Raw genomic sequence first — 16,746 nt, 5'->3', positions numbered from 1 at the left:
TATATCAAGCACCTTAGCATAATAGTTAATTGATATTTATAAAGAATTGAAATATGAAGCAAACTGAACAAGCGACATTTGCCGGCGGCTGTTTTTGGTGTATGGTCAAACCGTTTGACCATTATGACGGCGTGATTAGTGTTATATCTGGTTATACCGGTGGTCATGTTAAAAATCCTACTTATGAGCAAGTGTGTGCTGGTAAGACAGGTCACACCGAAGCCGTACAAATTACCTTTGAACCTAATAAAATCAGCTATAATCAGCTATTAGATATCTTTTGGCAGCAAATTGATCCAACCGATGGCAAAGGGCAGTTCGCCGATCGTGGCGATAGCTATCGCCCGGCTATTTTTTATCATAACTTGCAACAAGAGCAGCAAGCGATTGCATCTAAACAACGATTACAGCAAAGCGGGCGCTTTACTCAGCCGATTGCAGTGGCAATCGAAGCCGCTAAGCCATTTTATCCTGCCGAACAGTACCATCAGCAGTTTTATCAAAAACAACCTGACCACTATCAGCGCTATCATCAATTATCGGGACGGGCCGCTTTTATTGCAAAAAATTGGCACCACGACAAATCCTAACATAAGGTAAAAACCATGAAAAATTACCCGCAATACTCAACTAAGCAAAAATGGATCCACTGGTTAACCGCTATTTTGGTGTTTTTGGCTATTTTGTTACCTTTACTCAGAGGGTCATTAGCACAGTATTTAAGTGGTATGGCAAATTTGTTTGTGTTACATAAATCACTAGGCATCATGGTTTTTATCCTGACGGTATGGCGCATTATCGTGATTATTAAGCAAGGCATTCCCGAAGTCCAGCCCAAACATGAAAAGTTACAACGGATATTATCTAAGTCAGTGCAAGGCATTATCTATCTGCTATTGTTAATTTTACCGCTATCGGGCTATTTGATGAGTAGCCGGGATATTCATTTTCTAGGCTTTATTACGCTTCCCGCTCTAACACTGCCTAATGGCGTGTATGGGGTGTTTCATTCGGTCCATATTATTGGCGCTTATCTTCTGATTTTTTTATTGTGTTTACATGTTTTGGCCGCTTTTTATCACCATCTTTGGGTTAAAGACAATGTGCTAAAATCAATGCTACCAAGCCGATGGTTTAACTCGTTTTATCGTTAATTGTATGGTGAATAACCTGATTTGTCGTAATCGATTATTTACGTTATGATCAGGTCCATTATTCTCTTTAGATTGAACAACAATGTCTTCACTACGATTATTAATTTCTAGCTCGCATGACCCGTGGTTTAATTTAGCGGTAGAAGAAACGCTATTTAAATATATGCCGCCTGACCAAAAAGTGCTGTTTTTATGGCGCAATGATAATACGGTGGTGATTGGTCGAGCGCAAAACCCATGGCGAGAGTGTAATACTCGTAAAATGAGCGAGGATGGGGTTAAACTCGCCCGTCGTAGCAGTGGCGGCGGGGCGGTATTTCATGATTTAGGCAATACCTGTTTTACCTTTATGGCCGGTAAGCCTGATTATAACAAAGCCATTTCGACGCAAATTATTGTCGATGCGCTAAACTCATTTGGTTTATCGGTTACTGCTTCTGGGCGCAACGATTTGGTGCTCGCTACCCCAGAAGGTGAGAAAAAAATATCAGGCTCCGCGTATCGAGAAACCAGCGATCGGGGCTTTCATCATGGCACCATTTTACTCAGTGCCAATTTAGCCAGACTGAATGATTACTTAAATCCCGATCCTAAAAAACTGCAGGCGAAAGGGATCACTTCGGTACGGGCACGCGTCGCTAATTTAACCGATTATTTGCCATCTCTCGATCACGAGCAAGTCTGTCAGGTTATTAGCGCGCTTTTTTTCAAACATTATGGAGATACCGCGATTGCTGAAATCATCTCTCCAGATGCGCTACCCAACTTACCGGAATTTGAACATGTGTTTGCCAAGCAGTCTAGCTGGCAGTGGAATTTTGGCCAGGCGCCACAATTTAGCCATACGCTAGAGGAGCGCTTTACGTGGGGCAATATTGAGTTTCATTTTGATGTTGAGCAGGGACATATCAGTCGTTGTCAGATTTTTACCGATAGTTTAAACCCGACACCAATTCAAAAGCTCGCGGATTTATTGCAACATAAAAGTTACGCCGTAACATCTATTGACGACGCTATGGCGCAAATTGTTAATGAGTACCCAGAATTTAGCGCTGAGTTAGATGAAATTGCCGAGTGGTTAATTACCGCCATCCGTTAGATGTGTTGCATTGCAGTATGTTAGTGTCAATTACGTTATTTTTGCTTAGGAGCGTGTAATGAGTGATAAATATAAAAGTAAAGATGTAGCAACATTAACACCGCTACAATATTTTGTAACACAGCAAAATGGCACTGAGCCTCCGTTTGATAATCAATATTATGCTAATGAGCACGAGGGGTTATATGTTGATATTGTATCAGGCGAACCGTTATTTAGTTCATTAGATAAGTTTGACTCCGGTTGTGGTTGGCCGAGTTTTAGTCAGCCAATTAATGCCAGTAGCATTAAGCAAAAACAAGATCATAGTCATGGTATGCAGCGCATAGAAGTGCGTTCATCGCAGGCTGACTCTCATCTTGGCCACGTTTTTAATGATGGTCCTAAAACGTTAGGCGGTTTGCGCTATTGCATTAATTCTGCTGCGTTACGCTTTATTGCTAAAGCTGATCTTAAGCAGGCTGGCTATGGCGAATATTTAGCCTTATTTGATCATGATAACTGAGAGAGTAAAAACCTAAAGAGGGATATATGGCAACGCATTTAGTTTGGTTTCGTAATGATTTAAGAGTGACCGATAATTCAGCACTTTATCATGCTTGCCTCGATCCTGATGCTAAGGTGATGGCTATTTACATTGCGACGCCTCAGCAGTGGCAAGCACATCATATGTCAGCCTACCAAGCTTGGTTTATTAAGCAACATTTACACCAATTGCAGCGCAATCTAGCAGAGTTGAATATTGGTTTACTCTACCATGAAGTGAATACCTTTAATGATTCTATCGCCGTAATAGAATCGGTTTGCCAGCAATATGGCGTAAGCGATCTATTTTATAATAAGCAGTATCAATGCAATGAAGTACAACGAGATAAATCCGTGCTTGGGCTGCCCGCGATGACTAACATTAACTGCCATACGTTTGATGATTCGGTGTTTTTCGCGCCAGGATGTATTACCACCGGTTCAGGGCAAATGTATCAAATTTATACTCCATTTCGTAATAAATTCTATGATCACTTGCAAAGTACGGTTATTAACGTGCACCGTAAGCCGGCAAAAAGGGTGCAACCTGCTGAAATTGAGCCGAGTAAATTGCAGCCATTTAGCTACCCAACCAAGGCCAGTGAATATGCGCCAATTGGTGAACAGCAGGCCATTAAACGATTACAGCTATTTTGCCGTGAACACGTCGATCGTTATTTAAATTTACGCGATTTGCCTAGCTTAACGGCAACAAGCCAGCTGTCAGCTTATTTAGCCATTGGTGTCTTGTCGGTCCGGCAATGTTTTGCAAGGCTACAATTGGAGCATCCTGATTTTATGCAACGCCAATCAGGTGGCGCATTTGGTTGGTTTAATCAACTAATTTGGCGCGAATTTTATCTGCATTTATTGTATGTTTATCCGAAGCTTTCGAAAAACCAGCCGTTTATTGCTTGGACCAAGCGAGTGCAATGGCGCCATAATGACGCGGATTTTAGCGCTTGGCAGCAAGGGTTAACGGGTTACCCCATCGTTGACGCCGCTATGCGCCAGCTCAATCAAACAGGTTGGATGCATAATCGATTACGCATGATTGCGGCCAGTTTTTTAGTCAAAGATTTACTGATTAATTGGCGTCAAGGTGAAGACTATTTTATGTCACAACTTATTGATGGTGATTTAGCGCTTAATAATGGCGGTTGGCAATGGGCGGCTTCGACGGGCAATGATGCCGCGCCTTATTTTCGAATTTTTAATCCAACCACCCAAAGTAAGCGTTTTGATATCGACGGCAAATTTATTCGTCAATATTTACCCGAATTAGCCGAGGTTCCTGATGATGCCATACATGAGCCGCATAAATGGGCGAAAAAGAGTAATATTAGCCTTAATTATCCCGAGCCGATAGTCGAACACGCTAGTGCAAGGCTATATACTTTAGCGGCATACAATGCAGCTAAATAATGAGGAAAGAAATAGCGCCAACACGATAGTGCGTGTTGGCTTTAGTGGAACTTAATATTCAATAATGATAGAATTGACAAAATTTGATATTTTAGTGAACACGATCCCATCAGTTTATTTTAAAATGAATTTTGTATATAGTAAGACACTTTTTAAAAACCCATTGAGATAGAAAATTATGATCATTAAACCCAAAATTCGTGGTTTTATTTGTACCACAACTCATCCAGTTGGCTGCGCTGAAAATGTTAATCAACAAATTGCCTACGTTAAGTCTAAAGGCAAGTTAGCTAATGGCCCGAAAAAAGTATTAGTGATTGGTGCTTCAACGGGGTATGGTTTAGCATCCCGCATTACCGCTGCGTTTGGCTCTGATGCGGCAACCATTGGTGTCTTTTTTGAAAAACCAAGTGCAGAAAATAAGACGGGTAGTGCTGGTTGGTATAACTCGGCGGCATTCGATAAAGCGGCAAAAGCAGCGGGACTGTATGCTAAAAGTATCAACGGCGACGCGTTTTCCGATCAATGCCGTCAAGTTGTGATTGATTTGATCAAAAAAGATTTAGGTCAAATTGACTTAGTGGTTTACTCTTTAGCCTCACCGGTCCGTAAAATGCCTGATTCTGGTGAAGTGGTGCGTTCAACTTTAAAGCCAATTGGTCAGCCTTATAAATCTGTAGCTTTGGATACCAATAAAGATGTATTAATTGAAGCTACAGTTGAGCCTGCTAACGAGCAAGAAATTGCCGACACGGTTAAAGTTATGGGCGGACAAGATTGGGAAATCTGGATGAATGCCTTAGCCGATGCAGGGGTGTTAGCCGATAATGCTCAAGCTGTTGCCTATTCATATATTGGTACAGAATTGACCTGGCCAATTTACTGGCATGGTACATTAGGCAAAGCGAAAGAAGATTTAGATCGCGCTGCACATGCGATTGATAAAAAATTATCAGCTAAAAATGGCCATGCTTATGTTGCGGTGCTTAAATCGGTGGTTACGCAGGCTTCATCCGCTATTCCGGTTATGCCGTTATACATCGCCATGTCATTTAAAGTGATGAAAGAGCAAGGTATTCATGAAGGCTGTATTGAACAAATCGAGCGAATGTTTGCCACTAAACTCTATGCCAATGGTCAGCCTGAAACCGATGAAAGCCACCGTTTAAGATTAGATGATTGGGAACTGCGTCCTGAAGTGCAAAATGCTTGCCAAGCGATATGGGCGAAAGTGACGGATGATACGATTTATCAAGTGACAGATTATCAAGGCTATAAAGATGAGTTCTTACGTTTGTTCGGCTTTGGTCTGGCGGGTGTTGATTATGAAGCGGATGTTGATCCTGATGTTCAATTCGATGTGGTTACCTTAAATTAAGGTAAGGTAATTTACCCTCAATATAAGGTGTTATAAATTTATATAACACCTTTTTTTATTGCAGCAAAACTAATCGATATTAAGAAGAGCATAAAAGCGTTAGTGCGATCGTCCACATAATGATGCCAATAATGATATCCAATATTTTCCATGATAGCGGATTGCTAAATAATGGCAAAAGTATTCTCGCGCCATAACCGAGTGAAAAAAAGAAAATCCAAGAGGCCAGTATCGCACCGCAAGCAAATGAGTAGGTTTGCTCACTAAACTGCAAAGAGACAGAACCAATCAATAACACGGTATCTAAATAGACATGTGGATTTAACCAAGTAAAAGCTAAGCAGATAGCAATGACTTTAAAAAATGTGCCTTTTTCCAGCTGGCTTGGATTTAATACTTGTTGTTTTTTGATTGCCGAATAGAAACTACGCAAGCCGTAGCAAAGCAGAAACGCCGCCCCCAAATATTTGGCGATGGTGACAATAAGCGGATACTGAGTGATAAAATGCGAAAAGCCCATCACACTTAAATAAATTAAAACTGAATCTGACAAGGCACAAACGAGACAAACCGCAAAAACAAAGTTTTTTTTCAAACCTTGTTTAAGCACAAACGCATTTTGCGCCCCGATCGCCATAATAAGCGAAAACCCCGTTCCCATACCATACCAAAAAGCTGACATAATCTATTGATCCTAAAAAGTTACGTAATATTATAAAATTGATAACAATCCCAAATCGTCAACGACAAAACGCTCTATCCTAATCATAAATGTGGTTAAATTTTTTTAACGCGTACTTTGCTATTGCGAGTAGCCAGCCAACATAAAATTGCGCCGAGGCATACCAGTGCTGTTCCTTGCCAAAATGAAAAAGAGAGTGAGGTATTGAGTAATAGAGCCGAAATAGACGCTGATAAAATAGGAATAAAATAAGAGGCGCCAGCAAGGATCGTAATGTTGCCATGTAAAACGCCATAATTCCAAGCCGCATAGCCTAAGCCGATGGCAAACGCGGATAAGATAAGATACATAACGGCTGTAAAGTTAAATATTAGGGTGTTTTCACCAGCGATAAAATACTTAATCCACAGCACCAAGGCCGTTAAAAAGAAAAATAATGTCACGCCATTTTTCCCCTTAGCACATTTAATGGTCACCATGCAGTAAGCCGCCCAGATAAATGAACCGATCAACGCCAGTCCATAGCTTAACGGGTTATCTTTAACATTATTCAACATGACTGACAAATCTAAGCCTTGTTCGCCACCTAACACCCAGCCAATACCAATTAGAGGTAAAATTCCGCCGGGAATAATCAGTAAATTCGCTTTTTGATTATTAAATAAAACGGCCGCCAGGATGGTTAACGTTGGCCATAAATAATTGAGCATGCTGACTTCAATAGCTTGCCGACCGCTATGGGATAAACCAATTGATAATGAAAAACAGAGCTCATATAGTACAAATAATAAACTGCCCCAAATTAAGTAGCTGCGCGGCAGCTGACGAAGCTTGGTGGCACCCACAATAAAAAATAATAATACCGTGGCGACGCTATAAATAAGCGCTAAACCGCCAATGGCACCAAAATTTTCACTCACAATTTTAATGGTGCCAACGATTGAACTCCATAAAAAAATGGCAATAAAGCCAATTAATGTTGCTTTGTTTTTATCTGTCACAATATTAGCTAAATAACGGAATTGAGGCTGAATTATCGCGCTGTTTGTGCTAAAAATAAAGCATAATATGCGTGGCAAACATTTATTAATGATTAGCATGAAAATAAATTTATTTTTCAATGCTATGATTTATTTCAATTCTACCTTTTTTAATCGTACCTACGCTTTTTGACCGTACTTGTGCCATAAATGATTACTCCCTAACATAAAATGACACTATGTAAGGGAGAATTCTAATGATAACAACGACAACTAAAACTAACAATAAAATAACAGCACTACTTAATATTCAGTATCCCGTTATTCAAGCTGCAATGGTTTGGCTGACGAGCGCTGAGTTTGTCGCTGCGGTGTCGATGGCCGGGGGGCTTGGTGTATTAGCAAGCAATGCGGGGCAAACCGAGTAAGCGACTGGCGCTAAAGATGCCGCCGAAAAAATGCGCCAGCAAATACAAAAGGTGAGACAAATAACCAATAAGCCATTTGCGGTAAATTATATTTTACCAACGTTTGATAAAGAGAGCAGTTTCGACTACTCATATTCGCTTTTAGAGGTAATTTTAGAGGAAAACGTTGAAATTGTGGTATTGATTAATTATGGCGATAATAGCGATCAATCATCCATTAAGCGTTTGCAAGCGGCTGGGATTAAAATTTTATTTCGCGATATTTCGCCAACGGTTGAAAAAGCCTTAGCCGCTGAAAAACTCGGTGTGGATGCATTAATTATAACTGGCCATGAAGCGGGTGGGCATTTAAGTGAACATCAAATTAGTACCCAAGCTTTATTATCCCAAGTGCTTAAAGTGGTTAATATTCCGGTTATTGCTGCGGGGGGAATTTATGATGGCAAAACGGCTCATGCAGCTTTTGCCATCGGAGCTCAAGCCGTTTATATGGGGACAAGGTTTATTAATACCATTGAATCACCCGCCTCAATCGAATGCAAAGACGCCATTATTAGTGCTCGAGAGGAAGATTTAGTGGTGCTCAATGCCCCTTTTGGTCGACTGCGGGTGATTGGTAAATATAATTTGGAACGGCAAATTTTGACATCACCTGAACATTATATTGGTAGCTTTAAACATATGTTATTAGGTAAAAAAAGTAGCGGTTACATCTGTGTTTCAGCATCTGCTGCCAGCATTAATAATATCATTAGCTGCCAGGAACTCATCAAGGAAGTTATGTCAGAAGGATAAGCTAATATTTCATTTTAAATGTGTTTGTCCCCATTGGTTAAGATCTTTTAAGATGGGGATAAACGTTTTACCCAAATCACTCAAGGCATATTCTACTTTTGGCGGAACTTCAGGATAGATATGTCGCACAATAAAACCATCTTGTTCGAGCTCGCGTAGCTGCTTAGTTAGCATCGATTGGGTGATCCCCGCTAACTCACGATGTAACTCGCCATAACGTATCGTTTGATGCGCTAATATCCATAAAATATACACTTTCCATTTGCCTGCGATGATTTTTTGTAATTTCGCCATCGGGCAGAGCAAATATTTGCCGTTTTCTTTTTTCATTCTTGCGATTATAGCGAAATTTAATGCTCAAGATAAGGGTATAATAACCATATTATAATATTAGCCATATCCACTAAAATAACGCCTAGGTGTAACCCCAAAGATAGATTTAAAAGAGGCAATATAGCTACTGGCATCACTAAAACCACATGAATAAGCGATGTCCTTTATTGCAATACCTTGCGCGAGTTGTTCTAGAGATAGCATAACCTTAGCTAATTGCTTCCAATGCGAAAATGTTATGCCGGTTTGTGCTTTAAAGTGCCGACTTAAACTGCGTACGCTAATCGCCGCCAACTTAGCCCATTGTTGTTGTGACTTTTCAATTGTGGGATCGTGCCAAATGGCTTGGGTTATTTTTATTAAGCGAGCATCGGTTGGCTGAGGCAATAATAACGTTTCTATTGGCTGGCTTGATTTCACTTCATCGATTAATACTTCAATAATTTTAATTTGCTGCTCAGTTAATGTTGCCGTATTAGTAAAGGTGACAATGCGCGTCATTAAGGCACTCGCTAGGTCACTCGTTTTTAAGACGCACGGTTCAAGTGGCAGCTCATCACACAATGAGGCGGGTAAATATAAGCTCCAACCTGCAATATTGCCCCACATTGTTGCGCTATGTTCTATCGTCATCGGGATCCAACCGATACAATTAGGTACGATTGACCAATATTTATTTTTTGCATAGCCACTTATCATGCCAGAATTCAAAAAATAGAGCTGACCCGTTGCATGGCTGTGCATTTTTGTCTGCTGATTTTTAGTATGAACGAGGGGGCGAATAGAAAAATTGAAAGCGTTCACTGTTATTTTGGCCATTTAGCAATATAAGTTGTCTGTATCCGTATATTAAGCCATTCAATTAATTAGTAAACTGCTATTTTTATCACAATTTAGTGAGAACCCTATGAAAAATAAATTAATTGTTGAAACGGCGTTGCGCGCCGTGATAACCGAGCCGAATGATTGCCATGATCAAACGATTGCGCAGTATTTTAGTCCAGACTATCGTCAAGTGGCGGATGGTAATGAGCTTAATTATGACGATTTTGTTAAACATATAAAACGGCTGCATCAAGTTCTGCAATATGCCACGATAACTGTCGTTGCGATTGTTGAAGAGCAAGAAACTGTATTTACCCATCATCACGTGTTTGCTAGCAAACACGACGGCACTAGAATCCACACGCAAGTTTTTGCTCAATTTACGTTAAAACATGGCAAAATTGTCCAATGTGATGAGTTAACGCGATTGATTGTGGGCGATCAGCAGGATCATGATTTAGGCTATCGAAGGTAAATAATGAGCTGAATTATCTGCACAAATAGTATTAATTTAAGGTATAGTAGGCACCATTTTAATAATTAGGGCTTTTAATATGTCAACGGCGCCAATGACTTTTACACAATTATCACTTAACTCATCCTTGCAGGATAATTTAGCATCACTGCAATACCTGACGATGACGCCAATTCAAGCCCTAACATTGCCGGCGATATTAGCGGGTAAAGACATTATTGCTAAAGCAAAAACAGGTAGCGGTAAAACAGCGGCATTCGGTTTAGGTATTTTATCGGCAATAACCGTTGAGAGCTATGCGGTTCAATCATTGGTCATTTGTCCAACCCGTGAACTTGCTGAGCAAGTTGCGATTGAGTTACGTCGCTTGGCAAGGTTAATGAATAACGTCAAAATCTTAACCTTATGCGGTGGAACACCGATTGCACAGCAAATTAACTCGCTCGAACATAGTCCGCATATTATTGTCGGTACGCCAGGGCGCTTACTCGATCACTTACAAAAAAATACCCTGAATCTAAGTGAATTACGCCTTTTAGTGTTAGATGAAGCCGATCGCATGCTCGATATGGGCTTTGAGGATGATATTATTAGCATCATTAAGCAGGCGCCAAAGCAGCGGCAAACCTTACTGTTTTCTGCCACTTATCCTGATGGTATTCAAAACATTAGCAACAAAATTCAGCAAAATGCTGAATTTTTAGCTGTTGATGAGGTGAACAATCAAATTGAGCAATACTTTTATGAAGTCGATGAAAATAGCCGTAAACCGTTATTGGCAAAATTATTAACCGAGCATCCGGTGGGATCGACCATTATCTTTTGTAATACCAAAGTAGCCTGTCAAGAGGTCGACAATTATCTAAGCCAGTTAGGCTTTAGTGTGATTGCCTTGCATGGTGATTTAGAGCAACGAGACCGAGAGCAGGTGTTATTACAGTTTACCAATAAAAGTAAGGCGATTTTGGTCGCCACCGATGTGGCGGCTAGAGGGCTGGATATTAAAGAGCTCGACTTAGTCATTAATTACCAAATTTCTTATGATCCGCAGGTTCATACCCATCGCATCGGTCGTACTGGCCGAGCAGGGGAAAGCGGGTTGGCGATTACCTTAGTTGCTGCTCATGAAATGCCTAAAGCCAATTTACTTGAAGAGCTAGAAAAGATAACGCTAAATTGGCTAACTGCGAATAATATGACGCTTGATAAAGCGCGCATTGTCAAACCTGAAATGCAAACGGTCTCGCTCACTATCGGTCGAAAAAACAAGGTCAGACCCGGTGATATACTCGGCGCTTTAACTAAGGATGCCGGTTTAGATGGCAGTTTAATCGGTAAAATCATCATTACCGACTTATATTCTTATGTGGCAATTAATCATAAAGCGATTAAAAAAGTGCTGGAATACGTTAAGCAAGGCAAGATCAAAGGTAAATCAGTTAGGGCTCGCGCTTTATAAATAGCAGGCTACAATCGTGGGTCAAAAATATCTACGCTCTTTGCTCGCACCTGCGTATAGATTGTGGCATAATGTGCGCCAGATCACATTATGACCATTCATTTAATGATGTCATTTCTTTATTTTGAGAGTAAATTTTAGTGTTAAGTACAAATAATATTACGATGCAGTTCGGCAGTAAGCCGTTGTTTGAAAACATTTCCGTCAAATTTGGTGGCGGTAATCGCTATGGTTTGATCGGCGCAAATGGCAGTGGTAAAACCACATTTATGAAAATCCTTGGTGGTGATTTAGTGCCAACCGCTGGCAATGTCGCTTTAGATCCTCATGAGCGTTTAGGTAAATTAAAGCAAGACCAATTTGCCTTTGAGCAATACAGCGTGCTAGATACCGTTATCATGGGTCACAATGAGTTATGGCAAGTAAAACAAGAACGCGATCGCATCTATTCATTAGCGGAAATGAGCGAAGAAGATGGCTACAGAGTTGCTGATCTTGAAGGCGAATATGCTGAGATGGATGGTTATAGTGCTGAGGCAAGAGCTGGCGAGTTATTACTTGGCGTAGGAATTCCTGTCGAGCAGCACTACGGCCTGATGAGCGAAGTGGCACCGGGTTGGAAACTTCGAGTACTCCTTGCGCAAGCACTGTTTTCGAACCCTGACATTTTACTGCTTGATGAGCCGACCAATAACTTGGATATTGATACCATCCGCTGGCTTGAGCAAGTGTTAAATGAGCGTGAAAGTACCATGATTATTATCTCCCATGATCGCCACTTTTTAAACATGGTCTGTACCCATATGGCCGATATGGATTATGGTGAGCTGCGAATTTATCCAGGTAATTATGATGAATACATGAGTGCCGCGACACAAGCTCGGGAACGTCTATTATCTGATAATGCTAAGAAAAAAGCGCAAATCAATGAATTACAGTCTTTTGTCAGCCGTTTTAGTGCGAATGCATCAAAGTCAAAGCAAGCTACCTCTCGGGCAAAACAGATCGACAAAATCCAACTTGAAGAAGTTAAGGCCTCAAGTCGTCAAAATCCATTTATCCGCTTTGAGCAAGATAAAAAGCTCTACCGTAATGCATTGGTGGTTGAAAAATTAAGCAAAGGATTTGATGATAGAACGTTATTTAAAAGCCTGAACCTAATGGTTGAAGTGGGTGAAAAAGTGGCGATACTTGGTACCAATGGTATTGGTAAATCCACCTTACTTAAAACCTTAATGGGCGAGTACACACCTGACTCCGGTACGGTTAAGTGGTCTGAAAATGCCAATATTGGTTATTATGCTCAAGATCATGAATTTGAATTTGATGAAAACCTGAACGTATTTGATTGGATGAGTCAGTGGAAGCAACCTAGTGATGACGAGCAAGCGGTACGAGGCATACTGGGTCGTTTACTGTTTTCCCAAGATGACATTAAAAAGAAAGTTAAAGTGTTATCGGGCGGTGAAAAAGGTCGCATGCTATTTGGTAAACTGATGATGCAAAGACCGAATATTATCGTGATGGATGAGCCGACCAACCATTTGGATATGGAGTCGATTGAATCATTGAATATGGCATTAGAGCTCTATCAAGGGACGCTATTTTTTGTTTCTCACGATCGTGAATTTGTCAGCTCTTTAGCCACGCGCATTATTGAAATGACGCCGGACAAAGTGATTGATTATACTGGCAGCTACGAAGATTACTTACTGAGCCGCGGTATCGATTAATTATTACGTCTTAACACCATATTATTTATCAATAAAAAAACCATATGTAACTTAGGCTACGTATGGTTTTTTTATATGCCTTGCTATGATTGTAATGATTTCACTTCAACTAAATTAGTATGCTGTGGATTTGCCTTCGCAAGCACCGTTGGTCTTAGTGAGGTTAAGCGATTTATGCATCCACCAATATCTACCCCATCTTGATTGGTTTTTGCCCAGGCACCTTGTGGGATTGCAACTACACCAGGAATGATCCTTGGCGTGACTTTAGCGGGAAGATATAATCGACCTCGATCATTATAGACTTCGACTAATTGGCCATGCTTAATTTGACGTTTATCGGCATCAACGGGATTAATCCAAACGGCATCAACCGATGCTTCTTTCAGTTGCGACAAATTAGCATAACTTGAATGGCAATGACCTTTAGTATGGTAGCCAATAAGTTGTAATGGATATTGTTTTAAGCCCTCAATATCTTCAACACCTTCAATCGCCGGCAAATAGGCTGGAATAGGGTAGAGTTTATCTTTTTCATCCAATTGCCAATCGTTGGCAATATCTGCAAGGGCTTGTGAGTATAGCTCGATTTTGCCTGATGGCGTATTTAACGGCTGACCCATTGGATCATCACGAAAGGCTTTTAATGCAATATATTGATTACTATCCGCCAATTTACGATCAAGGACGCCTTTGCCATCAGTTGCAGTAAAAAGGGGTAAATGAGGATTGCTTTGTCGTGTTTTTTCATAGCAGAGCTCGACCCAATCGGCATAACTTCTTCCTTGGGTAAACTCATTTTTTACCCCTAATTTTTCGGCAACGTCGGCGAGAACATCATAAGTGATTCTATTTTCCCATAGCGGTTTTATCGCAGGTTGTAAGCGAACCAGGTAGTTATAAGCGCCTGTTGAATAAGAGTTGTTTATTATGTCGCTGGTTTCAACACCTGATACATCAGGAAGTAGTAGATCAGCATATTTAGCCGATGCGGTCATATGGGTATCCCAGACTAAAATAAATTCACATTTTGATTCATCGGCTAAAATTTCATGAGTTTTATTTAAATCAGAATGCTGGTTTGCCAGCACATTACTAGCATAGTTCCACAAAAATTTAAAACTTACATCAAGCTTATCTTTACCTTTGATAAAGGCATTTTTAGCGGTTAAATTTTCACCTTCTTCAATAACGCTTGTCCATAAAAAGACGGGAATAGAGGTTTTAATAGGATTGCTATTTTTATGCACTGATGCCACAGGGTAAGCTAGGCTGCCTCCCCAATTACCTATATTGGTACCGGGTCTGCCAAAATGGCCGGTTATAATGGGTAAAGCCATAATCGCCCGAGCGGCATGTTCTCCTGCTTGGCTGCGCTGTACTCCCCAACCTTGAGAGATCCACGCGGCTTTAGCATGATTAAGTTCAAGGGCTAATTCACGGATCCGCGTAGCCGAAATACCGGTTAATTTTTCTGCCCATTCAGGAGTTTTGGCTATTTTATCATCCCCAAAACCGAGCAGATAAGATTTGTAATCACTATTTTTAGGCGCGTTTTCCGGTAAGCTATCCGCGCTCCAACCGACGCAATATTTAGCTAACATCGCTTCATCAATTAGATTTTTTTCAATTAATACATAGCCAATTGCCGCGACTAAAGCTGCATCAGTCCCTGGTTTTATGGGGATCCAATCCGCGTTATAAGCGATAACACTTTCATTGCACCTTGGGTCTATCATAATGATTTTAGCGTTACTTTGGCTTAACGCATGATAAAGTTCACTAACTTGTCCTCCTCCAGACATGCGGGTTTCTGCAATATTGTGCCCAAACATTACAACTAAGTCGGCATGTTTTATTTGATCGAGTAACGATTGCAACTGACTATCTTGGCCATTGCCAAATAAATAGGGTTGGATTGTTCTAATTTGAGCACTAGAGTAGGTTCCATGGTAGTTAACATAGCCACCTAAAATATTAAGTAACCGTGCACACATATGTGTACCACTCAGGTTTGCGCCAGTATTACCTGTTCCATATTGATTATAGATAGCTTCATTACCGTAAGTGTCAATGGTATATCTTAATTTACTGGCTAGAATATCGGTTGCTTCATCCCATGAAATTCGTTTAAATTTACCTTCACCGCGTTTACCTATACGTAGCATTGGAAATTTTAACCGTTCAGGATCATAGGTTCGCCATCTTACAGAGCGTCCTCGTAAGCAAGGACGAATTTGATGCTGACCAAAAATGGTATTATCAATCCCATCTTCGGGGGAAATTTTAGTAATAATCCCATTTTTGACATGTACTTTTAGAGGGCAGCGACTACCACAATTGACTAAACAAGCGCTATAACTGATTACGTCCTGATCTTCAGCTGAAAATGGTGTTTTTGACGATGATTTAGCTTGAGTGCTCGCTATGGGCATATTGAACTTATTCATCAAAACGGCAGCGCCACCTACTACAAGTGATTTTTGCAAAAAATTACGACGAGTTAACTTGTTAAGTTTATTGATCTTATCCATGCGCTATGACCCTATAATTTTTGTGGAATTAAATTATCATAAACTAAAACGGTATTGGATAAAATAGCAATATTGCCGAATCAAATTAATTTCAATTCAGATAAGTTATTAATGGCAATAAACGTGATAAAAGAAGGTCATCCAATAAGGACTAATTAAATCCCATATCGTTTATGGGATTTAATTTTATAGAAAATTATTTATATAAATAATAAAAAGGCATATGAAGTTGTAACTGTGCAACTAATTGGTTAAGGTAGCTTTCCGCGCTAGCCGCTAGCGCTCGATAAAATGGGCTAATATCATTTTGTGATAGTAGGGCTAAATAACGTGGTGCCCAAGTCAGAAGATGTTCACTGAGTAATATTTTAGCGGCATCAAATTGTTCAGATTCAATCAATAGCGCTAACGCCATTAACATTAAACCAAACTGATCTTCGGGTTCATTAAGTCCGGTCTGTATCACTATGTTGTGGTCAGCAAGAAACACGCGGTAGCGCTCGGTTGATTCACCCATTAATAAGTTTTCTTTATCCAGATAAACCGATCCCCATGGTGGCGCGGGCATCGTGCCTTGTCCTTCAAATAATACCGAGTATTGATAGGGTAATTCACCATCCGTCAGGCTATCTAACATAATATTACGTTGATTAACGATAAACTGTGGATCATGCCACGAAAATAATGACTCAATGTCATTTAATGCCGAGCGTAGCGCTATTAATGTCTCTGAATCGGGTGAATAATAAAAAAAGGCGCCTAATAGGCGAGCGACGAGATTAATACTACTTATGTCTAACGGTTGGTTCATATTATTTAATTCTATTTTAATGTTATTATGTAAAATTTGAGACGATAAAAATAAAAATCATAAGTAATATTATTATCTTATGATTTTTATTATCGCTGTCTTACCCGCGG

The 16,746-nt window shown here is 40.2% G+C and carries 17 protein-coding genes; 11 read left to right on the top strand and 6 right to left on the bottom strand.

The window, feature by feature from the left end:
* Positions 1-53 precede the first annotated feature (53 nt).
* From msrA to RHO12_02605, 6 genes are all read left to right on the top strand, one after another.
* Positions 54-590, top strand: coding sequence for a peptide-methionine (S)-S-oxide reductase MsrA (gene msrA / locus RHO12_02630; GenBank protein ID WVD66677.1), 537 nt, complete (start codon positions 54-56; stop codon positions 588-590).
* Between the two features lie 15 nt (positions 591-605).
* Positions 606-1,154 carry a cytochrome b gene (locus RHO12_02625; GenBank protein ID WVD66676.1) on the top strand — a complete coding sequence of 183 codons (549 nt, stop codon included), beginning with the start codon at positions 606-608 and terminating at the stop codon, positions 1,152-1,154.
* 82 nt (positions 1,155-1,236) lie between these two features.
* Positions 1,237-2,253, top strand: a complete 1,017-nt coding sequence (locus RHO12_02620) for a lipoate--protein ligase (GenBank protein WVD66675.1) — start codon at positions 1,237-1,239, stop codon at positions 2,251-2,253.
* A 58-nt stretch (positions 2,254-2,311) separates the two neighbouring features.
* On the top strand, positions 2,312-2,758 hold the full coding sequence (gene msrB, locus RHO12_02615) for a peptide-methionine (R)-S-oxide reductase MsrB (protein WVD66674.1): 447 nt from the start codon (positions 2,312-2,314) through the stop codon (positions 2,756-2,758).
* 26 nt (positions 2,759-2,784) lie between these two features.
* Positions 2,785-4,203: a deoxyribodipyrimidine photo-lyase gene (phrB, locus tag RHO12_02610; GenBank protein ID WVD66673.1), complete on the top strand. Its 1,419-nt coding sequence runs from the start codon at positions 2,785-2,787 to the stop codon at positions 4,201-4,203.
* Positions 4,204-4,381: 178 nt separating this feature from the next.
* Positions 4,382-5,581, top strand: coding sequence for a trans-2-enoyl-CoA reductase family protein (locus RHO12_02605; GenBank protein WVD66672.1), 1,200 nt, complete (start codon positions 4,382-4,384; stop codon positions 5,579-5,581).
* 79 nt (positions 5,582-5,660) lie between these two features.
* On the opposite strand, the gene RHO12_02600 is transcribed toward RHO12_02605, so the two are convergent.
* Entirely contained in the window at positions 5,661-6,263 is a 603-nt protein-coding gene (locus RHO12_02600; protein WVD66671.1) for a LysE/ArgO family amino acid transporter, read from the bottom strand.
* Between the two features lie 95 nt (positions 6,264-6,358).
* On the bottom strand, positions 6,359-7,264 hold the full coding sequence (yddG, locus tag RHO12_02595; GenBank protein ID WVD66670.1) for an aromatic amino acid DMT transporter YddG: 906 nt from the start codon (positions 7,262-7,264) through the stop codon (positions 6,359-6,361).
* A 236-nt stretch (positions 7,265-7,500) separates the two neighbouring features.
* Between yddG and RHO12_02590 the strand changes: the two genes are divergently transcribed.
* Both RHO12_02590 and RHO12_02585 read left to right on the top strand, forming a co-directional pair.
* Positions 7,501-7,671, top strand: coding sequence for a nitronate monooxygenase (locus RHO12_02590; GenBank protein WVD66669.1), 171 nt, complete (start codon positions 7,501-7,503; stop codon positions 7,669-7,671).
* Between the two features lie 30 nt (positions 7,672-7,701).
* Positions 7,702-8,466, top strand: coding sequence for a nitronate monooxygenase (locus RHO12_02585; GenBank protein WVD66668.1), 765 nt, complete (start codon positions 7,702-7,704; stop codon positions 8,464-8,466).
* Between the two features lie 9 nt (positions 8,467-8,475).
* Here RHO12_02585 and RHO12_02580 read toward each other — a convergent pair whose 3' ends face one another.
* Positions 8,476-8,796 (bottom strand): helix-turn-helix domain-containing protein, encoded by a 321-nt coding sequence (locus RHO12_02580; GenBank protein WVD66667.1) that lies wholly within the window; start codon positions 8,794-8,796, stop codon positions 8,476-8,478.
* Positions 8,797-8,856: 60 nt separating this feature from the next.
* Complete coding sequence (locus RHO12_02575; protein ID WVD66666.1) at positions 8,857-9,618, bottom strand: helix-turn-helix transcriptional regulator; 762 nt, start codon at positions 9,616-9,618, stop codon at positions 8,857-8,859.
* Between the two features lie 88 nt (positions 9,619-9,706).
* Here RHO12_02575 and RHO12_02570 point away from each other — a divergent pair, with 88 nt between their 5' ends.
* From RHO12_02570 to RHO12_02560, 3 genes are all read left to right on the top strand, one after another.
* Positions 9,707-10,099 carry a nuclear transport factor 2 family protein gene (locus RHO12_02570; protein ID WVD66665.1) on the top strand — a complete coding sequence of 131 codons (393 nt, stop codon included), beginning with the start codon at positions 9,707-9,709 and terminating at the stop codon, positions 10,097-10,099.
* 79 nt (positions 10,100-10,178) lie between these two features.
* Positions 10,179-11,558 carry an ATP-dependent RNA helicase DbpA gene (gene dbpA, locus RHO12_02565; GenBank protein ID WVD66664.1) on the top strand — a complete coding sequence of 460 codons (1,380 nt, stop codon included), beginning with the start codon at positions 10,179-10,181 and terminating at the stop codon, positions 11,556-11,558.
* A gap of 140 nt (positions 11,559-11,698) precedes the next feature.
* The gene (locus tag RHO12_02560) at positions 11,699-13,291 is read left to right on the top strand and encodes an ABC-F family ATPase (protein ID WVD66663.1); all 1,593 of its coding nucleotides are present in this window, start codon (positions 11,699-11,701) and stop codon (positions 13,289-13,291) included.
* A gap of 83 nt (positions 13,292-13,374) precedes the next feature.
* Here the strand turns inward: RHO12_02560 and RHO12_02555 are convergent, their stop codons facing one another.
* Positions 13,375-15,825 (bottom strand): DMSO/selenate family reductase complex A subunit, encoded by a 2,451-nt coding sequence (locus RHO12_02555; protein ID WVD66662.1) that lies wholly within the window; start codon positions 15,823-15,825, stop codon positions 13,375-13,377.
* A gap of 196 nt (positions 15,826-16,021) precedes the next feature.
* Positions 16,022-16,636, bottom strand: a complete 615-nt coding sequence (locus RHO12_02550) for a molecular chaperone TorD family protein (GenBank protein WVD66661.1) — start codon at positions 16,634-16,636, stop codon at positions 16,022-16,024.
* Positions 16,637-16,746: the final 110 nt, after the last annotated feature.

This window comes from Orbaceae bacterium lpD02, from assembly GCA_036251875.1.
Taxonomy (GTDB): Bacteria; Pseudomonadota; Gammaproteobacteria; order Enterobacterales; family Orbaceae; genus Orbus; species Orbus sturtevantii.
The sequence above is the reverse complement of the archived record's forward strand: the minus strand, read 5'-3'. Positions and strand labels throughout refer to the sequence as shown.

What these genes read in the sequence shown, in the direction of transcription:
- msrA (WVD66677.1), top strand. Translation starts at nt 54, where the DNA reads ATGAAGCAAACTGAACAAGCGACATTTGCCGGCGGCTGTTTTTGGTGT.
- RHO12_02625 (WVD66676.1), top strand. Translation starts at nt 606, where the DNA reads ATGAAAAATTACCCGCAATACTCAACTAAGCAAAAATGGATCCACTGG.
- RHO12_02620 (WVD66675.1), top strand. Translation starts at nt 1,237, where the DNA reads ATGTCTTCACTACGATTATTAATTTCTAGCTCGCATGACCCGTGGTTT.
- msrB (WVD66674.1), top strand. Translation starts at nt 2,312, where the DNA reads ATGAGTGATAAATATAAAAGTAAAGATGTAGCAACATTAACACCGCTA.
- phrB (WVD66673.1), top strand. Translation starts at nt 2,785, where the DNA reads ATGGCAACGCATTTAGTTTGGTTTCGTAATGATTTAAGAGTGACCGAT.
- RHO12_02605 (WVD66672.1), top strand. Translation starts at nt 4,382, where the DNA reads ATGATCATTAAACCCAAAATTCGTGGTTTTATTTGTACCACAACTCAT.
- RHO12_02600 (WVD66671.1), bottom strand. Translation starts at nt 6,263, where the DNA reads ATGTCAGCTTTTTGGTATGGTATGGGAACGGGGTTTTCGCTTATTATG.
- RHO12_02590 (WVD66669.1), top strand. Translation starts at nt 7,501, where the DNA reads ATGATAACAACGACAACTAAAACTAACAATAAAATAACAGCACTACTT.
- RHO12_02585 (WVD66668.1), top strand. Translation starts at nt 7,702, where the DNA reads ATGCGCCAGCAAATACAAAAGGTGAGACAAATAACCAATAAGCCATTT.
- RHO12_02580 (WVD66667.1), bottom strand. Translation starts at nt 8,796, where the DNA reads ATGAAAAAAGAAAACGGCAAATATTTGCTCTGCCCGATGGCGAAATTA.
- RHO12_02575 (WVD66666.1), bottom strand. Translation starts at nt 9,618, where the DNA reads ATGGCCAAAATAACAGTGAACGCTTTCAATTTTTCTATTCGCCCCCTC.
- RHO12_02570 (WVD66665.1), top strand. Translation starts at nt 9,707, where the DNA reads ATGAAAAATAAATTAATTGTTGAAACGGCGTTGCGCGCCGTGATAACC.
- dbpA (WVD66664.1), top strand. Translation starts at nt 10,179, where the DNA reads ATGTCAACGGCGCCAATGACTTTTACACAATTATCACTTAACTCATCC.
- RHO12_02555 (WVD66662.1), bottom strand. Translation starts at nt 15,825, where the DNA reads ATGGATAAGATCAATAAACTTAACAAGTTAACTCGTCGTAATTTTTTG.
- RHO12_02550 (WVD66661.1), bottom strand. Translation starts at nt 16,636, where the DNA reads ATGAACCAACCGTTAGACATAAGTAGTATTAATCTCGTCGCTCGCCTA.